This is a genomic window from Wolbachia endosymbiont of Wuchereria bancrofti (genome assembly GCF_002204235.2).
In the GTDB taxonomy this organism is placed as follows: Bacteria; Pseudomonadota; Alphaproteobacteria; order Rickettsiales; family Anaplasmataceae; genus Wolbachia.
This window is the reverse complement of record NZ_NJBR02000082.1, coordinates 1-20144: the sequence shown is the minus strand read 5'-3', so window position 1 is coordinate 20144 and position 20144 is coordinate 1. Positions and strand designations below refer to the sequence as shown.

The 20144-nt window shown below is 34.3% G+C and carries 15 protein-coding genes and 1 tRNA gene; 13 read left to right on the top strand and 3 right to left on the bottom strand.

Annotated features, from left to right (window positions below; all coding sequences use genetic code 11):
• Positions 1-707 precede the first annotated feature (707 nt).
• The 3 genes from CCY16_RS04215 to CCY16_RS04210 all read left to right on the top strand — a co-directional run bounded on the left by CCY16_RS04215 (position 708) and on the right by CCY16_RS04210 (position 3693).
• Positions 708-2015: an adenylosuccinate synthase gene (locus tag CCY16_RS04215; protein ID WP_088415190.1), complete on the top strand. Its 1308-nt coding sequence runs from the start codon at positions 708-710 to the stop codon at positions 2013-2015.
• A gap of 274 nt (positions 2016-2289) precedes the next feature.
• Positions 2290-2418, top strand: coding sequence for a hypothetical protein (locus tag CCY16_RS06745; RefSeq protein WP_281250520.1), 129 nt, complete (start codon positions 2290-2292; stop codon positions 2416-2418).
• 846 nt (positions 2419-3264) lie between these two features.
• Complete coding sequence (locus CCY16_RS04210) at positions 3265-3693, top strand: hypothetical protein (RefSeq protein ID WP_088415188.1); 429 nt, start codon at positions 3265-3267, stop codon at positions 3691-3693.
• Positions 3694-3746: 53 nt separating this feature from the next.
• Here CCY16_RS04210 and CCY16_RS04205 read toward each other — a convergent pair whose 3' ends face one another.
• Positions 3747-4475, bottom strand: coding sequence for a type I glutamate--ammonia ligase (locus CCY16_RS04205; protein WP_088415186.1), 729 nt, complete (start codon positions 4473-4475; stop codon positions 3747-3749).
• 307 nt (positions 4476-4782) lie between these two features.
• Between CCY16_RS04205 and dnaA the strand changes: the two genes are divergently transcribed.
• Entirely contained in the window at positions 4783-6165 is a 1383-nt protein-coding gene (gene dnaA / locus CCY16_RS04200; RefSeq protein WP_088415184.1) for a chromosomal replication initiator protein DnaA, read from the top strand.
• A gap of 23 nt (positions 6166-6188) precedes the next feature.
• On the opposite strand, the gene CCY16_RS04195 is transcribed toward dnaA, so the two are convergent.
• On the bottom strand, positions 6189-7439 hold the full coding sequence (locus CCY16_RS04195) for a metallophosphoesterase family protein (RefSeq protein ID WP_088415182.1): 1251 nt from the start codon (positions 7437-7439) through the stop codon (positions 6189-6191).
• 190 nt (positions 7440-7629) lie between these two features.
• Between CCY16_RS04195 and CCY16_RS04190 the strand changes: the two genes are divergently transcribed.
• The 8 genes from CCY16_RS04190 to CCY16_RS04155 all read left to right on the top strand — a co-directional run bounded on the left by CCY16_RS04190 (position 7630) and on the right by CCY16_RS04155 (position 15912).
• Positions 7630-7717: transfer RNA gene (locus tag CCY16_RS04190), tRNA-Leu, on the top strand.
• Positions 7718-7746: 29 nt separating this feature from the next.
• Positions 7747-8829 (top strand): GTP cyclohydrolase II, encoded by a 1083-nt coding sequence (locus CCY16_RS04185; RefSeq protein ID WP_088415180.1) that lies wholly within the window; start codon positions 7747-7749, stop codon positions 8827-8829.
• Between the two features lie 72 nt (positions 8830-8901).
• On the top strand, positions 8902-9585 hold the full coding sequence (locus tag CCY16_RS04180; protein ID WP_088415178.1) for a VirB8 family type IV secretion system protein: 684 nt from the start codon (positions 8902-8904) through the stop codon (positions 9583-9585).
• Positions 9572-10378 carry a P-type conjugative transfer protein VirB9 gene (virB9, locus tag CCY16_RS04175; protein WP_179946070.1) on the top strand — a complete coding sequence of 269 codons (807 nt, stop codon included), beginning with the start codon at positions 9572-9574 and terminating at the stop codon, positions 10376-10378. The genes CCY16_RS04180 and virB9 overlap by 14 nt, the downstream gene beginning before the upstream one ends.
• A 16-nt stretch (positions 10379-10394) precedes the next feature.
• Positions 10395-11894, top strand: a complete 1500-nt coding sequence (locus CCY16_RS04170; protein WP_088415176.1) for a TraB/TrbI/VirB10 family type IV secretion system protein — start codon at positions 10395-10397, stop codon at positions 11892-11894.
• 1 nt (position 11895) lies between these two features.
• Positions 11896-12888 (top strand): P-type DNA transfer ATPase VirB11, encoded by a 993-nt coding sequence (gene virB11, locus CCY16_RS04165; protein ID WP_088415174.1) that lies wholly within the window; start codon positions 11896-11898, stop codon positions 12886-12888.
• 29 nt (positions 12889-12917) lie between these two features.
• Positions 12918-14948: a type IV secretory system conjugative DNA transfer family protein gene (locus CCY16_RS04160; RefSeq protein ID WP_088415172.1), complete on the top strand. Its 2031-nt coding sequence runs from the start codon at positions 12918-12920 to the stop codon at positions 14946-14948.
• 121 nt (positions 14949-15069) lie between these two features.
• Positions 15070-15912, top strand: coding sequence for a P44/Msp2 family outer membrane protein (locus CCY16_RS04155; protein ID WP_088415170.1), 843 nt, complete (start codon positions 15070-15072; stop codon positions 15910-15912).
• Between the two features lie 186 nt (positions 15913-16098).
• Here CCY16_RS04155 and prmC read toward each other — a convergent pair whose 3' ends face one another.
• The gene (prmC, locus tag CCY16_RS04150; RefSeq protein WP_088415192.1) at positions 16099-16938 is read right to left on the bottom strand and encodes a peptide chain release factor N(5)-glutamine methyltransferase; all 840 of its coding nucleotides are present in this window, start codon (positions 16936-16938) and stop codon (positions 16099-16101) included.
• A 1200-nt stretch (positions 16939-18138) separates the two neighbouring features.
• Between prmC and CCY16_RS04145 the strand changes: the two genes are divergently transcribed.
• On the top strand, positions 18139-20124 hold the full coding sequence (locus CCY16_RS04145) for a heme lyase CcmF/NrfE family subunit (RefSeq protein ID WP_088415168.1): 1986 nt from the start codon (positions 18139-18141) through the stop codon (positions 20122-20124).
• The last annotated feature ends 20 nt before the right edge of the window (positions 20125-20144 follow it).

The window sequence follows — 20144 nt, the reverse complement described above, 5'->3', positions numbered from 1 at the left end:
TCATACCACAATTCATTCGCAGTATTCCTCAGCCACTAACAAGTAGCGGTTGTCGGTAAATCTTCAGCTACAAATATTTAAGAAATCCACTAAGTAAGAAAAAGACAAAAGAAGCCCTAGTTAATATCTATTTAAAAACATTAGCGTTTTTTTATGTTTTAAATACTTAATAATCGCGACTCAGTTGTTTTTTATTGCAACTAACCTTTAGTCATAAATGTTTTAGAAATTTACTAGGCAAAAAAAAGGCAAAAGATATACCGTGGTAGATAGTATTTACTCTCTAATCCTGCAAATTAGCATATTATACTGTCCTAAACACTTTGTAAGTATAAGCGAGTTTCAACTTATATAGGTAAAAACCTAGAAATGTTGTGAAGACATAAGGTACATATAGTGCAAAAAGTTAAACATAAGATGCCAATTATATAATACTTTGTCATTTTAATCTGCACAGATTGAAGGTAACTTAATACCTCCAGTATCGTGATAAGGAGGCTAGCTAGGTTTGTAAAGTAGTTTTTTGTATTTCTGTGAGCTACTCGAATTTCTAAAATCACAATATTCATACAGATGTGGGCTAAGTGTCACTAAAATTATTCAAATAATTGTTTAAAGAATTACAAAAATCTAGAAGCTTAGAACATTACTCCTTGTCATTTATAGAGTACTACATTAATATTTATATGTTAATTCAGAAGATATTGATGAATAATATTGTAATTGTTGGTCTACAATGGGGCGATGAAGGCAAAGGTAAAATAGTAGATTATCTTTCCGAAAATGCGGACGCAGTTGTAAGATTCCAGGGAGGAAATAATGCAGGACATACTATAGTAGTAGATGATGAGGTTTATAAGTTAAATTTGCTACCTTCCGCTGTTTTAAGGACAGGTAAAATATCCATAATAGGAAACGGCGTTGCCCTTGATCCATATGCTCTAATTTCAGAAATAGAGTCATTGAGAGTTAAAGGAATGGATATCAATCCTAACAATTTGGTGGTATCGGAAAGCTGCCCATTAATACTCAGCGTGCATAAGGAAAAAGAAAAGCTGTTTGAAGATCTAAATAAAAATTACAAAATTGGCACGACAAACAAAGGAATAGGGCCATGTTATGAAGATAAAGTTGGAAGAAGGGCTATACGCCTTTGTGACTTAGAAAACGCAGATGAGCTCAACAAAAGGTTAGATACTCTTTTGAATTACCACAATGCTATCAGGAAAGGCCTAAGCTATCGGGTGATAAAGAAAGAAGAAATGTTAAGGGAAGTTGGAGAGATTGCAGAAAAGATCCTTCCATATAGAAAACCAGTGTGGAAAATATTGGATGACTTTGTGAAAGAAGGCAAGAAAATAATATTTGAAGGCGCCCAAGGGACATTTTTAGACATTGACCATGGAACGTACCCTTTCGTTACTTCAAGTAATACCATAGCATCACAAGTAATGACAGGCTCAGGATTATCCTCCAATGCTTACGTTATTGGTGTAGCAAAAGCTTACACAACAAGAGTAGGCAACGGCCCATTCCCTACTGAGCAAAGAAATGAAGTAGGAAATAGCTTATTCACTATAGGCAAGGAGCTTGGAACAGTAAGCAATAGAAAAAGACGCTGTGGGTGGTTTGATGCAGTTTTAGTACGCCAGGCAGTACAACTCTCTGGAGTTTCAAGTATTATATTAACTAAATTAGATGTCCTTGATTCTTTTGATAAAATTAAGATATGTACTGGTTATCAGTACAGTGGAAAAATGTATGATTATTTACCCGCATCACATTCAATACAAGAAGAATTAGAGCCAATATATGAAGAATTTCCTGGCTGGAAAGAAAATACTCAGGGTGAAAAGTTAGCTGAGGAGTTACCTGTTAACTTGATAAAATATGTAAAAAGAGTAGAAGAATTAATAGGTATACCGATTCATCTGATTTCGGCCGGTCCAAAAAGAGAGGATGTCATTAAACTTAAAGATTTTAAATTTTCTGAGAGCGTCCTTGTATCTTATTGACTGTGACCTAATAAAAAACACTTAATTTACAAAAAGACACTCGCATAACTTTAAAATATGAGTTTATTACACAAAACAGCATTGTATTATGAATGTATGGTAAGGGTAAATTCAGCATATAATGAAAAGCAAAGAAGTATAAATTCAAGTCCAACACTTGCAGTTATTTTCAATACTTCATCATCAAAGTTAGTGTAAAGCAAGACTTTAATAGCTTGGTTGTTTTTAAAGGGGAAACATATCGTTAGAGTAATGTACAGATAGGAAGTGTGATATGCTGAATGCAATTACTAGTTATTTTAAGAGTTTCTTTAAAGAAAATAAAGCAACAAAAGCAGAAGAAATAAATAATCAGCCTATAGATACTGGACGAGCTGTAGGACTAGAAAAGAATATATCTTAACAGATGTCTGTTCTTTAGTAGACAATTTATATGTATTGCAGAATCTTGTTTTTCATAATGAGAAAGAACTAGGCGAATACGTCAATTCTATTGTGCTGCCTACATTTACATGTCTCGAAGAAAAGATCAAAAAAGTAAAAGAAATTTCTTCCAGTAAAAACCTTGCGCTCTAGAGCTTTGCCGCCTAATCATAGAAAATAACAACTTTCATAAAAAGTTAAATAATTTTGCTAAAAATTTTAGCAGCATACCTGGTTATGTCCATTCTCAATTAAAAAAAATAATGACAGATTTTAGACTAGGAAATCTGGAAAACAAAATATGTTTTTTAGAATTTTTAAAAGAAAAAACGAGCTTCGATGTTATATTGTCGAATTTTTGAAAAAGCTCTAGATGGCGTGTTTATAGCCTAATAACTGATACAGACTTTAAACAAACTCATATGGAAAAAGCAGTGGATGAAGAAGGTGAACCTTTTAGTGAAAACTTTAGAAGAGATATAAATAAATAAAATTAATACAGGAGGGAAAAAGTATTGCAAATAGGTATTTTGAAGAAAAAGAAGTAGCTTTTCAAGTCTACTGTGAAGAAACTGACAATGCTAGTAGAGCCTTAAACGTTAATCTTATTAACCATAATGGAAATAAGCTAATTAAGAATCAGTGATATTTTACAGTAAGAGAAAAATGTCGGCGAGTTGAAGATTTATTGCAATAAAAAGTATGGCATACGCGCTCATTGAGAAGATGAAAAAAGATATTATGAATTTGAAGAAGGTACGTGTTATGAAATGACAAGCAATTGGTCCATAAAAGATTAGTCTGGAAGGGTGGTTTTAATTTTACCATGGTTACGGATGTGAGTAGTGAAGGCATAACTAAAATAGTAAAGTTTGGTGGTGAAAAACCTAATGGAGAAAATTCTGAACTATCGCTAGAGAAAAATAAAGAATTAATAGAACGAAATGAGGAGTTGTACATTCAAGGTCTTTTTTTACATAATGCTGTGGAGAAATTCCTAGGATCTCAATGTGGAAAAAGTTTAATAGATAAGAAGCACAATCCTGCATCATTGCCTGGTATGATACCTACTAGAGGGAATACTAACAGTAACCCTACCACTTTTCTTCTTTACAAGGGTAAAGAATTACCAAATGCAATAGGTGAAGTTATAAAAGATTTAGAGGGCATCACTTACGTACCAAATAATAATTATAAGCTTGATTATATCAACCAAGTTAATAATAGTTGTAATGGACGTGAACCAGGGGTATAATAAAAGTAAGCAGTGCAACTTCCGTTGTTAGATGTATATCTGGTGGTTGGAGCTTATATTAAATTCTCCATCTTATATTGAGGGTCAGATGCGATACCATATACTCTATTTGGTGGGGCAATTTTGTTTTCTATACCAAAAGTAATACCTTCAATTATTGCTGTAAGTACTTTTTCAAGGTTACAATCTGCCCCGGGAACACGGTGTTCTAGACGGCACTTGCTGCCGAGACAGGGAATCCTTATTGCAGCAGTTCTATTGTTCATGCCCCAACTAATTGTAGTTGGTGTGTGAATATCCGGATACTGAAACCTTAAATATGAATCATCACTTGGAGCGAAGAATGACATGTGTTCTTTCATCATAGCACATAACCCACCAATACCATGAATCAAGTAATCACTGTACTTCTGTTCATTACAGTAAAATAAATTACTGTTGGTTGAATCCACTAAATTAACATGCACATTTAATGCACTGCCTGCTCTATCCAAATAGGGCTTTGCTTTAAAAGAAGTATTCCCGCCAAGTTTTTGTGCTGTTTCAGTAAGTAATTCTTTTGCTAAGTAAAAATGCTTGATTAAGTTGTTAGAATCATTATAACAACCACTTTTTATCTCATATTGATGTATAGAACTCTCTTTCTTACAGGAAAAACCAAGCAAAGCTATTTTATTTTTAACACTATTAAGAAATAAATGCTCTCTCTCTATTCCTTCAGTATAAAATTCTAATTCAATGCCAAATTCAGTACAACAATTCAAATTATTTAATATAATCATAGATTTGTTTCAGTAAATTCGCATTAAGTTAGCTATATTTATATGAATACTTTACTTTTTTATCAATAAATTTAATATCTCATTTATACATAATGTATTATCATTTTTTTAGCATGTTGCTAATCCTTGACACAAGTGACGTTTTATTTATTGAAATAAAAATGATCAATTTTAGTGCTTTTATACCCTTTACAACTCATTAAAAATCACCATAATTTTTAGTGTGTATTAAGTAGTATTAGCTTTTCGCAGCAGGCTATTGATTATCTTATATTTTTCTAGTATTGCTTTTGTCTTGGTGTAGTGTATGAGCTTAATTAATCCTAAGGTTTCTGCTATGTTTTTCGATCAAATTGCTACAGCAACAGATCATAATATTGCTTGGGAAAAAATCCAAAATCTCCTTTATAACCTTTATGGGGAAGCAACATATAACAGTTGGTTAAGTTCACTTAAATTTGTTAGTAGTAGCAATGGAGAAGTTTTGTTATCTGTGCCAACAAGATTTATAAAAGAGTGGATTACAGTTCACTACATGGAAAAAATATTATTATTATGGCAGAATGAAGATAAAAGTATATGTTCTATTGATATTCAAGTAACCGAAGAAAAGAATCCAAGTTCTAGCATCATATCAAAAAATAAAGAGGAAAGTGTTAATAATCTTGGTTCGCCACTAGATCCAAGATTTACCTTTGATAACTTCGTAGTGGGAAAGCCAAATGAATTAGCATTTACAGCCGCAAAGCGTGTAGCAGAGTCCATAGATCCAATACCTGGTAGCAATCCTCTGTTTCTATATGGTGGAGTGGGGCTTGGTAAAACACATTTAATGCATGCTATAGCTTGGCACATAGTCAATTCTCCATCAGCAAAAAGAAAAGTGGTATATTTATCAGCAGAGAAATTTATGTATCAATATATTACAGCACTACGAAGCAAAGACATTATGTTATTTAAAGAACAGTTTAGATCTGTAGATGTACTGATGGTAGATGATGTGCAATTTATCAGTGGTAAAGATAGTACACAAGAAGAATTCTTTCACACTTTTAATGCATTGATAGATCAAAACAAACAATTGGTTATATCAGCTGATAGATCCCCTAGCGATCTTGATGGAGTAGAAGAAAGAATAAAATCACGTCTAGGTTGGGGATTAGTAGCAGACATTAATGAAACAACTTTCGAATTAAGACTTGGTATACTGCAAGCCAAAGTGGAGCAAATGAATATGTATGTTCCACAGGATGTCCTAGAATTCTTGGCAAGGAACATAAGATCTAATATAAGAGAATTAGAAGGGGCATTAAACAAAGTTGCTCATACTTCACTGATCGGAAGGAGTATGACAGTAGAATCAGCCAGTGAAACTCTAATGGACCTTCTTAGATCAAATCATAGGTCAATTACAATAGCAGAAATACAAAAGAAAATAGCTGAGTTTTTTAATATAAAGGTTACAGATATGCATTCCAATAGAAGACTCCGTGGTCTTGTAAGACCAAGGCAAATAGCTATGTATTTTGCCAAGAAATTTACACATAAAAGCCTGCCAGATATTGGAAGGAGCTTTGGTGGCAGAGATCACGCTACTGTTATACATGCAGTGAAACAAATAGAAAACTTCATAAAAACTGACTCAGAATTTGCTGATGAAATCAATCAATTAAGAAAAATGTTTAAGTAGAGTTCTTGAGGTTGTAGCTTTACTCAATTTATCTCAAGCTTAAAGTCTTCCGTTAGCTTTGCAGAATACATTTCCTCATTATTTTGATCATAGAAAGTAAATTCATGATCATCTAAGTTTAATATTGAAAAACCGAAGCCAAAAAAGTTTTTAACTTCATGTGCTAAGTAGTTTTTACCATTTGAGTAACTAAACTCTATGTTTTGGTAAACAGGTTCCTGATCTTGAGCGTGTAATAACGCACCACCATTTCCAACTATAATCTGATCTGGCACATTGTTCATTAATAAAACTTGAGCTATATGAATATGTCCAGAAACTATGGTAGCGACATTGTTGGGAAATTTATCCCCAAAAGCTTCAATCTGTGTAAGATTGCCATGGCTTTTTAATGTCAGAAATTCCTTTTTTGGAGATCTCCAAAGCGGTCTGTGAGTTAAAAACCACGTGGGCTTATCAGAACTATCTTGTGTTAATTTATCAAATTGTTTCTCAAAAGCATCAATTGTACTTTGAGTTGTAAAAATATCTTCACCAGATGAAGAGTCAAAAATAAAAAACTTCATCGGTCCAATATCTAAAAACCAGCCAGGAACAAATTTTTTACATTTTTCAGACGAGAAAGGGTGTGAATCTAGGTACCTAAACCATCCTTCATAAGCTCTATCACAATTCTCATGGTTTCCTCTAACAAAAAGAAAGGAGGATTGTAATAAAATGTCTTTTGCAGGCTCAAACCAATCGGCGTACCAAGCTTCTTTATTGTACCCATAAATATTGCCACACTTCTGTGCATTTCTACATTTCGTTTTTCTATAATGATAATCGCCAACGTGGACAATTAAGTCTGGCTCATGAAGAGCAATAGAATCTAAATTTTTTTTAAAAGGCCAGCTATCTACTGAGTTACATTCCTGTTGAAATAACGCATTTATTCTGCAGCCTGTATCACCAATAAAAGCAATTCTGCTAATCTTTTCTGGTAATATAGGAACTTGTATACCGTCAATACTAATGTTTTGAGCACCTGTTTCTACTATCAGTTCACAAATTGTTTCAGTATGATCACCATTATTAATTGAGCTACGATTTAACATCTCTACTCCTTCGTCATCAACATAAGCAACAGGACAAGTATTACTGTCTATGATTGCACGTACGCTTAATTTATTGTCTGGAATAACCTGAGACCACGTGTATAATATTTGTGCCTGGATAGAATGAAAGCTGGTTACAAAAGATAAAGCTAAAAAAATAAAGGTATTAATATTCATTTGTATAGAAACTCAAATTAAAAATTAGTGATAAAATCATCTTAAATAATTGAAATTTATGATCACAAAATTCACAACTGAATTATATAGGCAATTCTTAAATTATTCTAGTATCAGATTGACACTTTAGATGAAAAATTCTAAAATGATTAAGTAATTTAAAATGATTATATAAAAACTAGAATAAAATGCGGTCGTGGTGAAATTGGTAGACACGCAGCGTTGAGGTCGCTGTGGCTCATAAGGCCTTGGAAGTTCAAGTCTTCTCGGCCGCACCATATTTTCGTCGTTGTTTAATGTAGGTGAAATGTTTATAGGAAACCGAGATAAAAATAAAGTAGAGAGGGCCATTAGCGAAATTAGGCGCGGCCTACCAATTATAATATATGATAAAAGTAATTATCTATTGGTTGCTGCTGCCGAGACTTTAGAGAAAGACTTGTTTAATCAGTACGAGCTTATCTCAGGTAAAGTATATGTTATTCTACCTTCAAGTAAGGTAACGTGCATATTTCAAAATGTGGAGCATAGTAGCAAACGCTTATTGATAAACAATTTTGATGAACTATTTCATTTAGTAAACTGTTCAAAAGAAGATCATACGAAGGAATTACAATGTTCAAAGGCAATAGATGAATGCGCTATTGCTTTGCTAAAATCTTCAGAATTGTTGCCATACGCATTAGTGGTTGATGTAAACTTCAAAGATGAACATGAAATGCGAGGCTGGTGTGAAAAAAGTGATGTAATTGCACTAGACGTGCTATTTATAAATAGCTTTCAAAAAAACCAGGATATATATGAAGTATGCAAAACACCATTATTTTTAAAACAGACTCAAAAAGTAAACATCATATCTTATAGGACCTATAATGGCAGAAAAGAACATTACGCAATTATTATTGGCAATCCAGGTAAAAACAGTGAACCATTAGTAAGAGTTCATTCTTCATGCTATACGGGCGACTTATTAGATAGCTTGTCATGCGATTGCAGAAGTCAGTTACATCAAGCAATTCAAATAATGACTGACTCTGGGAATGGTATTATACTATACCTGATGCAAGATGGTAGAGGCATTGGTTTAACTAACAAGTTAAGGGCATATGATATGCAAAGGAAATATAACCTTGATACTGTGGATGCAAATAGAATATTGGGTTTTGAAGATGATGAGAGAAGTTTTGCTGTTGCAGCTGAAATGCTCAAGAAATTAGGCGTCAAAAAAATCCAGCTACTTACAAATAATGGTAGAAAGCTATCAGAGTTGAAAAATAATGGTATAGAGGTCACAAGATGTCTACCACTTATTATGGAACGTAACAAGTATAACGATTCGTATATAGAAACAAAATTTAGCAGGTTAGGTCACAGATTAAGAACTTTTTAGCTTTTTTGTTGTAACTACTTTGTTAATTTACTATGTTCATTAATATAGGTTAAGATTTTTAAGAATATCAAGATGCTAAAATTCTTTAAACGCGAAAAAAGTAATGATTCATTAGATAAGGATATAGATTGGAATTCAAGTCGCTACAGCACAGTTATTGCTCAGAGAAATATTTTACTTCTATTTACACTAATATTATTAGTGGCAATTTTTATAGGCATATTAGCTATATTTAAGATTAGCACTAGCAGCACTATTGAACCATTCGTTATAGAAATTGAAAAAAAATCAGGAATAGTGCAATTAGTCGACCCTGTCACAGTAAAACAATATTCTGCGGATGAGGTACTAAACAATCATTTTATTGCAGAATACATAAAAGCAAGAGAAGTTTTTGATCCATATAACTACAATTATAACTATTATACAAAAGTGAGATTGTTTTCCTCACCTAATGTATATAATGAATTTAAGAACTATATAAGATTACAAAATATGGATGACCTTTTGAATTTATATTCAGGCTTTGTCAAAAATGATTTTAAGATTCGATCAACTCAGAAATTAGATGACGATACTTTTCAGGTGAGATTTACTGTAGAATTTACACGAGAAGATGGAAGTTCTATAAGGAAAAACAAGATAGTTATCATGTCATACAGGTATGCACCACTTGAAATGAATGATCAGCAAAGATATGTTAACCCGTTAGGGTTTCAAGTTACTTCTTATAGGGTAGATGATGAATATGTATAGAGTATTATTAGTTTTAGCTTTACTGACAAGTAGCAATTTAAATGCGTCAATCAACTACAGTAAGCCCATTTCCGTAGACAGTAGAATAAAAACTTTTGTGTACAGCCCTAACGAAGTGTTCACGGTTATTTTTAGTCAAGGTTACTATTCTTATATTGAGTTTGCAGAAGGAGAGAAAGTTAAAAATATTGCTGTTGGCGACGCATCAAGTTGGAAAATTAGCCCTTATGACAACAAATTGCTTATTATGCCATTTGAAGTTAGTAGCCGCACTAATATGATTATCACGACAACTAAAAAAAGGAATTATATTTTTGATTTAATCTCAAGGCCAAACTACGATAAATACCCAGATACTGATGCTGAGAAAGTGAGTCATGATTATTCTGCTGAAAAAGATATATCTTACGTAGTACGTTTTTATTACCCTAAAGAAGAAGATGAATTTGATATTGATTTAGATGAAATATCAGCACCTACTCAAATGCAATATGTTGTAGATAAGCCAGAGAAGGTAATACAGGAAAATGATACGAAATACAATTATACATATATCGATGAAGGTGGCAATGCGGATATGATACCGATTGAGTTATTTGATGATGGCTATTTAACCTATTTTAAATTCAGGGATAGTAATAAGATACCTCAGATTTTTGCAAAAGATGGTAAAACTAGACTGCCTTGTAAAAGGTTATTGTTTGATGGTTATGTTATAATAAAAGGGGTACATAAGAAGTTGTTCATGCGTTACGAAAATGATGAAGTTGAAATCATAAATAGGTCACTTTAGTTGTGGTACATGTAATATGAATAAAGAAGGGCGTAATAATTCAGAAAATGAATCAGAAATAGAGAGCAAGGTAGTAACAGTTGGCTCTAATCAAGGTCACAGAGCATTAATGGTTATTATTTTAGTGGTTCTGGTCGGCGGAGTATATTATTTCTATTTTAGACCTTCTTCCAATGAAGAGAATGTAGAGATCATTAAAAAAGAAGAAATAAAGCAAAATGTTCAAGAGTTGAAAGGAAAGTTGGAACAAGTTCCAGAAAATACAATAGTCCCTGAAAGGACGATTACTGATTCCTTGCCACCTTTACCTCCTCTTACTATGCCACAAGTTATACCAGAAGTAAAGCAGACTAAAAAAGAAGGAGTAGTAAAAAAAGAAGAAGAAAAATCAAAAGAAGCCTCTGTGTCCAATATACCTGTCTTGCCAAAGCAAAACTTTCCTTATGGTAGCACTACTAGCAACTTACCTACCTCATTTCCTACAATAGGAAGCGGTGGTTATCCTAAAGATAGGCGTGGCACACAAATGTTAGCAATTTCAGCTAGTGATAACAAAGAAGACAAGACTGCCGATACCATTTTATCCAACACTTCAGCACAGGCAAGCATAGCTACCAGAGTGGGAAAACTCGTGTTTATGATCACTCAAGGCAAAATTATCGATGCTGTTCTTGAAACTGCAATAGATTCTGATCTACAAGGAGTGCTGCGTGCCGTAGTTAGTAGCAACGTTTATGCAGAAACTGGTGATACAGTTTTAATACCCAAAGGTTCAAGATTAATAGGCGGTTATTCATTTGATTCGGATGTTACAAGAGCCCGCATAAACATAAATTGGAATAGGATCATTCTTCCTCATGGAATAGATATTGCTATTTCATCACCTGGTACTGATGAGCTTGGTAGAGCAGGGATAGCTGGAATAGTTGATAACAAAATAGCAAGTGCATTATTTTCTTCAATATTGCTTGCAGGTGTCTCAATTAGTTCAGCTGTTATAGGGCAAAAGGCCCCTAATCTTATCGATACGTTAACTGCCGTAGATGCAATACAATCCATTACTGCAACTGAAATAGATACTTTCCCACTCAAAGGTACTATTATTAAGGGTCTACAGGACGATAGTACAGCTAAAAGTATAGTCGAGAACGCACTAGGAGAAAAGTGGAGACTGGACCTTGGGGCTATTGGAAGAGTTCGTGATGCTCAAAACGAGCAAGATTTGCTGAGAATATTTAAAAAGGAAATAGCAGAATCGCTAGGAATTGGGGAAGACAAGGTGAACATAGGCCTAGAAGATGTAAGCCAACTGTTAAGACCTATTCAGAGAAAAAACAAGTCTGTTTATGAAGAAGCAATTGGAAAATCAATCGATGATTTCTCTAAAGATATGCGAGATATAGTCAACAGATCTACAGATAAAAAACCAACTGTTTACGTTGATCAAGGTACCGCATTAAAAGTATTTGTTAACCAAGATATAGTATTTCCTCCACAAGCAATATTAAATCAGTGAAATGAACTATGCTGCACTTGACACATATTTAGAGCCATTACAAGGCATATTTCAAGAGGAAGGCGTAAATGAAATATCAATAAATAAGCCAAAGGAAGTCTGGATTGAAAATCGCAGCGAAATAAGGTGTGAAAAACTAGAAATATTCGATCTTAACCATCTAAAATCTCTTGGCAGACTAATTGCTCAAGCTACAGAACAAAAACTTAGCGAAGAAGCACCATTACTTTCAGCCACACTACCGAATGGTTATCGTATACAGATAGTATTCCCGCCAGCATGTGAGCCTGATAAAGTAGTCATGTCAATTCGTAAGCCCTCCGGTCTACAATTAGCATTGGACGATTATGAAAAAATGGGAGCTTTTTCTGAAACTGCTATAGAAGTAATTGATGGTCCAGTGAATCGCCACCTGAATTTACTGTTAAAGCAAAAGAAAATAAAAGAGTTTTTAGAATATGCTGTAATGAACAAGAAAAATATCATAATCAGTGGTGGAACTTCTACCGGTAAAACCACTTTTACTAATGCTACTTTACGTGCTGTTCCAGCTGAAGAAAGAATTATCACTGTTGAGGATGCAAGAGAAATCGTTTTGAATGATCATCCAAACAGAGTGCACCTCATTGCCTCCAAAGGAGTGCAGGGTAGGGCAAAAGTGACCACTCAGGACTTGATAGAAGCGTGCTTACGTTTAAGGCCAGATAGGATAATAGTTGGTGAGCTCCGTGGAGCAGAAGCTTTTAGTTTTCTTAGGGCAATAAATACTGGTCACCCTGGATCAATATCAACCCTTCATGCGGATAGTCCAATAATGGCCCTCGAGCAAATAAAATTGATGGTCATGCAAGCAAATCTTGGCATTCCTCCAGATCAGATTATACCATATATTAGAAATGTGATTGATATTGTTATCCAGCTAAAAAGAACTAGTGGGGGCAAAAGAAGCATTTCTGAGATATTATTTACTAAATCTTCGAATGAAAATGCTTAAATTTACACATAATTAAGAAAAAGTAGTTTATGAGTCACAGCGGGAACCATCTACGCAATATTTTAATAGGGGGTGTTGTGGCTTTTAGTATACTAGAATTTTGTTTCTATTTGTCTGGTATACTGTTTTATCTATTTGTTGATGGTCCAGATGGTTTGGACTTTAAGGCAATTCGCCCTGGATTGACGCCTTTTCCTCAAGCTCTTTGGCCAACAATTTTTGATCATATACAAAATTGTTGGCATCATCCAGAGTTATATAGCCTCGAGCTTAAGATCAAATTAATTATATCTTCTGCATTGCCTATTGTTGTTTTAATGATTATTTTGTGGAATTTAAGAGAAAGAATAATCGAGTGGCGGCCGTTTAGAAAGAAAGAATCACTCCACGGAGACTCAAAATGGGCGTCAGAGAAGGAGATACGAAAGGCAGGGTTAAGAAGTAAAAAGGGGCTATTGCTTGGTAAGGATAAAAGAGGCTACTTCATTGCTGATGGATATCAACACGCGTTGCTATTTGCGCCTACAGGTTCTGGTAAAGGTGTTGGTTTTGTAATTCCTAATTTATTATTTTGGACTGACTCAGTAATTGTACACGACATAAAATTAGAAAACTATGAAATAACAAGTGGTTGGCGAGAACGACAAGGGCAAAAAGTATACGTATGGAATCCAGCGCAGCCAGATGGAATAAGCCACTGCTATAATCCATTAGAATGGATCAGCGAAAAACCTGGACAAATGGTTGACGATGTGCAGAAAATAGCCAACTTGATTATGCCTGAACAAGACTTTTGGCAAAATGAAGCAAGAAGCTTATTTGTTGGAGTAGTATTATACCTACTTGCCGCACCAGAAAAAGTTAAGTCTTTTGGTGAAGTTGTGCGCACGATGCGTAGCGATGACGTAGTTTACAATCTTGCTGTTGTTTTGGACACAATGGGCAAAATAATACATCCTGTAGCATATATGAACATTGCTGCTTTTTTGCAGAAAGCTGACAAAGAAAGGTCAGGTGTCGTCTCAACCATGAACTCATCTCTTGAACTATGGGCAAATCCATTGATTGATACTGCAACTGCATCAAGTGACTTTAATATTCTAGATTTTAAGAGGAAGAAAGTTACAGTTTATGTTGGATTAACTCCAGACAACTTAAACAGGTTAAAACCTTTAATGCAAGTTTTTTACCAGCAAGCAACTGAGTTCTTGTGTAGAAAACTGCCGTCGGATGATGAGCCTTATGGCGTGTTGTTTTTAATGGATGAGTTTCCAACACTTGGAAAGATGGAGCAATTTCAAACAGGTATTGCATATTTTCGTGGCTATAGAGTTAGATTATTCCTAATTGTTCAAGATACTGAGCAACTTAAAGGAATATACGAAGAAGCGGGAATGAACTCCTTTTTATCAAACTCAACTTATAGAATAACTTTTGCAGCTAATAACATTGAGACAGCTAACTTAATATCGCAACTTATAGGAAACAAAACTGTACAACAAGAATCATTGAACAAACCTAAGTTTTTAGACTTGAATCCTGCATCAAGATCGTTGCATATCTCTGAAACGCAAAGAGCATTGTTGTTACCTCAAGAAATTATTATGTTGCCACGTGATGAACAGATAATTTTGATAGAGTCGACTTACCCAATTAAATCAAAGAAAATCTTATACTACAGTGATAACACTTTCACAAGAAAACTACTCAAGCAGACTTGTGTACCTACACAGGAGCCATATGACCCAAACAAAGTTTTTTCCGGTGCTAACAAAAGTAAGGTTGATAACGAAGAAAACAACGCTACTGAAGGGCCTAATACTGCTGATTATCCTGTTGAGGCCCAAACTAAAGATGCAGTATACGATGAATCAGAGATCGATGATGAGCTTAAAGAAGAAGAGATCGATGATGAAGATGTTGACGGGTTTGATGATGAGGGAGATTATGGCAAACTTAAAGGCGACGATAAACCTAAAGAAGAAAAATATGATGATGAATTCGATGACGAATTTGAAGATGAAGATGATGATGATAAACCAAAAAGTAATGGAAAGTAAAGTCAACTTTGTTTTGTTCTTTTAGCTCAGAAAACAGGTTATGTAAATTGTTAAACTTTTCATATTAATCCATTTTTAATTAATTAGTATTAAATTAGCTAATTTAAATTAGGGGAGTATAATGAGTAATAAAAAAACATTAGCGGTTACAGCATTTGCTTTATTGTTGTCACAACAGTCTTTTGCAAGTGAAACAGAAGGATTCTACTTCGGTGGTGGATACCATGGTCAATTTTTTAATAGCATGAGTGAACTACAAGCAAAAGGTGATAAGGTATCTGTAAATGATGTGGGTAATTTGGGAACAAAAGGTCAGTTTTTAAGCAAATATCAGCCAAGTTATAACCCTCTTTTTGCTGCAAACATGGCATTTGGTTATGAAAGAAAATTAGGCAACAACAGCTATAGAAGTGAATTAGAAGGAATGTATTCTTCTATAGAAGTGGATAATATTGGCTTAGAAGGCAACAGAATAAGCATATCACACTTAAAAGATATTGGTGAAGGCAATAACAAAAAAACTTATGGGTATGGTATTCAAGTCAGTAACGACAAAGTTGAGAATGCATCTGTAATGGCTAATGCTTATTACTATTGGAAAAATGACGGTCTCTCTTTTTCACCTTACGTTGGAGCTGGGGTTAGTACAACAAGGATGAAGATGTTTGGAACAACATCAATAAGGCCTGCATACCAAGTGAAGGCTGGCTTCGGTTACAGCATAAATGAGAGTGTAAATATGCACATCGGGTATAGATATTTTGGCGTTATTGGCAATAATTTTAACCTTACGACACAAGCATTGAACCAATTAAACAATGATGGTAGCCGTGTAAGCCAGGTATTCAATAAGGATCACCCAGCATCAGATCATCAGACAGGTAGTATAAATATAGGTAGTACATTATTTGCCACACACGGTATAGAAGCTGGTCTTACTTTTCATTTTGCTAGCAAGGCTTAAACATGTTGTTCTTCTAGAGAGGATGATAGCTTTTCTTAATGTTATTCCAGTGCCCTCTTCTTGTTATCCAAATAACCAACACTGGAATCTAGAAAAAGGAAATATGAATGCCAGTGTCAAGCACTGGTACAGCAAAGTAGAGGGATGACAGTACAGGATGACAGAGATAATACAAGAAAACATTAGCTATGTTCTTTTTATAACAATGCACCTTTTCATCCCTGCTAAATCATACATGTATTCCTGAAAAGCTAGCTCATACGAGGAAACTATTTTGTCAATATCATTTTGATCTTCGCCTATTTCCAGTATTGCAAACCCATTTTTCTTAAGGCACCTTTTCAATATTGGAAAAATACTTAAGTAACAGCTTAAGCCGTCAATTCCACCATCAAGAGCAATTTTTGGCTCTTTTTGCACTTCAGCTTGCAGGTCTTTTAATTTGCCTCTTCTAATATATGGAGGATTGCTGATTATAAGATCGAATAAGCCTTTGCACTCTGTCCAAGAACTTGGAAACATTTTAGCTCTGCCAAGTAGATTATGTTTTTCCATATTCTGACAGGCAACTTTATATGCTTTCAAGCTTTTTTCAAAACCGACACCAACAGCATGTTCATATTCACTAAGTACGGATATCAATAAACAACCTGTGCCTGTACCAAAGTCTGCAATTTCCATTTCCTGCTTCTTGTTTGGATAATATTTTAACGCTGCTGAGACTAGTGTTTCACTATCTGCTCGTGGATCTAAAACGTGCCGATTGACTATAAAATTCTTACTCCAGAATTCACGGTTGCCTATTATTTGCGATATTGGGTACCTTTCTGCTCTTTTTTTCGTTAACTTCCAAAATAGCTGTTCTTTTTTTATCGGTACTTGATCAGCGTAGTTCATAATTATGAACGATCTTTCTACGTCAAGAACATGCTGCATAATGATTTCACAGTCCAAATAAGGTGATTCAACTTTACGAGATGATAATAGCTTTGATCCTTCTTGAATTAGAGTGCTGATTGTTTTCATTATTTCAAAATTTTGCCTTTTTAATCGCATGCAAAGGTTGTAGTTTGAGTCTACTAGAAGAAAAGCATTGTTTTTCTCTCTTGTCACCCCCAGTGTAGCGCATACAATGGGATGATACCCTATGAGAAATATAAAACCTAGGTTAGAGTAACCGCATCAGATCTTAGCGTCAAACAGGTTATAATCTAGTTACTTCAGTTTTACCATTAATGTGCGAAATTTCTTCCAGCTTTGTTGAAGGATTTTCCATTTTCCCAGCTGAGTATCTAATTTATTCTGTATGTTCGACAAGCAAATTAAAGCCAAGTCATAATTTTATCAAATCGTTTTGCTTCATGCACATTATCCGTTAATTCCTCGAATTCTTCTATACCACATGAGCTTCTTATTTCTTACTGCATGCTTTTATATCTCTCTTATTTAGGTTAAATTGTAACAAATCTTCTCCTGATATTCAGCAATTCTCTTTTGATATATATCAATCATTTTTTGGTATGAGTTACCCCTAAATGAATGCTCCTTTTTCTCCTGTATATAAGAACTTTGAAAATCTTTGCGGCGTTTTGTCACGTAGGTTTCTGTATTCCTTATAAGATGCCACTTACATAATACTTCTATCTCTGCGTCTCTATTATAAACATTTCTTCACTCATCATTTGATAGTATTGCTATAGCATCTTCTCTTTTACCATGCAATTTAGGTACTTTTATTGAACGAACTAACATGACTTAGTAAAAAGTCCTTTATGAGTTCTTCTTTTTTTACTTTAGACAATTTCTCTAGGGCAAACTGGTATTTTAAAAGTTCTAAATGCTAGATACTTTTTTGCTTTATTATAAATTCTTAAGAAATTTACTAAACGGGAAAAAAGACAAGAAAAACTCATTAGCTAGTTATTGTTGGCATTTTTAAGTTTAAGTGCCCAGTAGGTGCAATTCACAGCATTAGCTAACAATGTAGACAACAATGTAAAAGACATAAGGTACACATAGTGCAAAAAATTAAACATGAGATGCTAAATACATTAAGTTTTTTTGTCATTTTATCTGCATAGACTGAAGGTAAATAAATAGCTTCAACACTATGGTAAGAAGGCTGACGAAGTTTGCCAAGTAAATTTTTTATACTTTGTTCCTATATTAAAACTTTAACTTCTAACTTGTTATTAGTAATATTATTTATACAAATAACTATGATTTATGCCTGAGCTTGGGAATATATTGCTACTGTTATCCTGCTTGTTGTCCTTAACATATCTATTTCTACCGCTCAATTCTTACCGATTCATTACCACTGCCATATTCTTCTGTATATCAGTATCAATGACTATTTTGATTTACTGCCACATTATAAACGATTTCTCACTCGAAAACGTATATTACCACTCTCATACGACAAAACCTTTGATCTATAAAATCTGTGGCGTTTGGGGAAATAAAGAAGGGTCCATGTTGCTTTGGACCTTAGTGCTTACTTTTTACCTATTTCTAATGGATATTTTTATTGGTGATAACAGTGAATTGAAGAAAGTATCCTTGATCATTCAAGGCTTGATCTGCTTTTGTTTTTCGCTGTTTACTTTACTTAAGTCCAATCCTTTTACTAAAATGCCAAGCATAGAAACAGATGGCCTTGGTTTTCATCCGATATTGCAGGACATAGGTCTTGCCATTCACCCACCAATATTATATTTGGGGTACCTTGGATTTAGCGTTCCCTTTTCGCTCTCTATAGCTGGGTTAATTACAAACATCGAAGGAGATATTTGGGCTAAAATTGTCAGGCCCTGGGTACTTGTTTCTTGGTCGCTACTTACCTTGGGTATTAGCCTTGGCAGTTGGTGGGCATACCGCGAACTTGGTTGGGGTGGATTTTGGTTTTGGGATCCAGTAGAAAACGTTTCTTTAATGCCATGGTTAATTGCAGTAGCACTGACGCATCTGTTACTCGTGGTACGAAATTTCAATATTTTAAGGAACTTTGCCATTTTGCTTACGCTCACAACTTTCATATTGAGTGTAACTGGAACATTTTTAGTCCGCTCTGGAATACTCGCTTCAGTTCACACATTTGCAGACGATCCAGGATATGGGCTGTATATACTAGCTTTACTTGGTGTAATTACAGCCAGTAGCTTAGCAATATTTGTAGCATTTACGAAAAAGAGTGGATCTCTTACATTACCACCTGTCATCCAAGTAGCTGATATTGGGATCCAGGGAAAAAGTATGCAGTCACATGCTGGTATAACACCAAAGAACACACCAAAGCAAAACTTTCCTATTTTGTCCCGCTTTACAATGATGCTAATGAACAATTTACTATTGATTACTGCCTTTTTCATCGTGTTTATTGGCACTTTATACCCTACAATGCTTGAATATTTAACCGGTGAACTTATTTCAGTTGGAGCACCGTACTACAATTCCTTATTTAATCCTATTGCACTGGCTATTCTAGTGCTTACCATGGTAGGACAATACTGCCGTTGGCAGGGGAATAGCCTGTTGCCAATATTCCATGAATATAGACTCTCATTCTGTAGTGCTGCAGCTATCTTACCGTTTATCTTTCACATGGAGCTAATGATTATGCTATCAATTACAATCTCCATGGCACTATTAGTCTTTGTTTTAGAAGCATACAGCAAAAGAATTCGTTTATTTAAAGTGGCATTTAGTGAATCAATTTCATTAGCAAGAAGGGTTTCCAAGTCTTATTATGCTATGATGTTAGCTCATGCTGGGGTAGCAATTCTAGTACTTGGTATAGCCTATTCAGTTGGTTGGCAAGAAAAAAAAGAAAATTACCTAAAAATAGGAGATAGCATAACAGTCAATAAATTCAAAATTACTTTACGAAATACTGAATTTATAAAAAAGAAGAATTTCCATGCGGTGAGAGGCACAATGGATATTAGAAATTTGTTGAACAACAAGATACTAGGTGAAGTAACCCCTGAATATAGATTTTATCTTGTGGAGGGTCAGAAAAATATTGAAAGCAGTATTTACCACAATTTATTTTCTGATATTTATATTGTAATTGGTGAGATTGATAAAAATAAGAACAAAATCGCCACTAAAGTACACTACAAACCTGGAATGCCTATAATTTGGTTTGGATCCTTCCTTATCACTTTTGGCTCGCTCCTTGTTGCTTTGCCCTTATTGAGAAGATTTTGATAGGGCTCCTTTATACTATC

What these genes read in the sequence shown, in the direction of transcription:
- CCY16_RS04215 (WP_088415190.1), top strand. Translation starts at nt 708, where the DNA reads ATGAATAATATTGTAATTGTTGGTCTACAATGGGGCGATGAAGGCAAA.
- CCY16_RS06745 (WP_281250520.1), top strand. Translation starts at nt 2,290, where the DNA reads ATGCTGAATGCAATTACTAGTTATTTTAAGAGTTTCTTTAAAGAAAAT.
- CCY16_RS04210 (WP_088415188.1), top strand. Translation starts at nt 3,265, where the DNA reads ATGGTTACGGATGTGAGTAGTGAAGGCATAACTAAAATAGTAAAGTTT.
- CCY16_RS04205 (WP_088415186.1), bottom strand. Translation starts at nt 4,475, where the DNA reads ATGATTATATTAAATAATTTGAATTGTTGTACTGAATTTGGCATTGAA.
- dnaA (WP_088415184.1), top strand. Translation starts at nt 4,783, where the DNA reads ATGAGCTTAATTAATCCTAAGGTTTCTGCTATGTTTTTCGATCAAATT.
- CCY16_RS04195 (WP_088415182.1), bottom strand. Translation starts at nt 7,439, where the DNA reads ATGAATATTAATACCTTTATTTTTTTAGCTTTATCTTTTGTAACCAGC.
- CCY16_RS04185 (WP_088415180.1), top strand. Translation starts at nt 7,747, where the DNA reads ATGTTTATAGGAAACCGAGATAAAAATAAAGTAGAGAGGGCCATTAGC.
- CCY16_RS04180 (WP_088415178.1), top strand. Translation starts at nt 8,902, where the DNA reads ATGCTAAAATTCTTTAAACGCGAAAAAAGTAATGATTCATTAGATAAG.
- virB9 (WP_179946070.1), top strand. Translation starts at nt 9,572, where the DNA reads ATGAATATGTATAGAGTATTATTAGTTTTAGCTTTACTGACAAGTAGC.
- CCY16_RS04170 (WP_088415176.1), top strand. Translation starts at nt 10,395, where the DNA reads ATGAATAAAGAAGGGCGTAATAATTCAGAAAATGAATCAGAAATAGAG.
- virB11 (WP_088415174.1), top strand. Translation starts at nt 11,896, where the DNA reads ATGAACTATGCTGCACTTGACACATATTTAGAGCCATTACAAGGCATA.
- CCY16_RS04160 (WP_088415172.1), top strand. Translation starts at nt 12,918, where the DNA reads ATGAGTCACAGCGGGAACCATCTACGCAATATTTTAATAGGGGGTGTT.
- CCY16_RS04155 (WP_088415170.1), top strand. Translation starts at nt 15,070, where the DNA reads ATGAGTAATAAAAAAACATTAGCGGTTACAGCATTTGCTTTATTGTTG.
- prmC (WP_088415192.1), bottom strand. Translation starts at nt 16,938, where the DNA reads ATGAAAACAATCAGCACTCTAATTCAAGAAGGATCAAAGCTATTATCA.
- CCY16_RS04145 (WP_088415168.1), top strand. Translation starts at nt 18,139, where the DNA reads ATGCCTGAGCTTGGGAATATATTGCTACTGTTATCCTGCTTGTTGTCC.